Origin of the sequence: Holdemanella sp. DFI.5.55 (genome assembly GCF_020593575.1) — a bacterium.
Lineage (GTDB): Bacteria > Bacillota_I > Bacilli_A > Erysipelotrichales > Erysipelotrichaceae > Holdemanella > Holdemanella hominis.
Genome location: NZ_JAJDMK010000370.1, coordinates 1 through 237, shown reverse-complemented (window position 1 = coordinate 237; position 237 = coordinate 1). Strand labels below are relative to the sequence as shown.

Below are 237 nucleotides of genomic sequence, written 5' to 3'. Positions count from 1 at the left end.
CCAGCAGTTCTTTGATCAATTGCCGCTCTTTTGCAATCCAGGGCAGATCATCATTAGGACTCATCGGACCGCCTAAGATGACCAACATGTCGGTTTCATCAGCCGTGGGCAGTTTGTTGAACTGGGCCGGATGATAGACGTAGATCTCGTGGCCGCGCTGGTGGGCCCATTCACTGATTACGCCAGGGCCTTCGTTGGGGGTGTGCTGCAAAACGTTGATTCTCATTAATCGATCAC

At 52.3% G+C, this 237-nt stretch carries 1 protein-coding gene; it reads right to left on the bottom strand.

Going from position 1 to position 237, the window contains the following annotated elements:
• The coding region (locus LJE08_RS14455; RefSeq protein WP_227403643.1) for a hypothetical protein at window positions 1–226 on the bottom strand (226 nt) is incomplete at its 3' end.
• Between the last annotated feature and the right edge of the window lie 11 nt (window positions 227–237).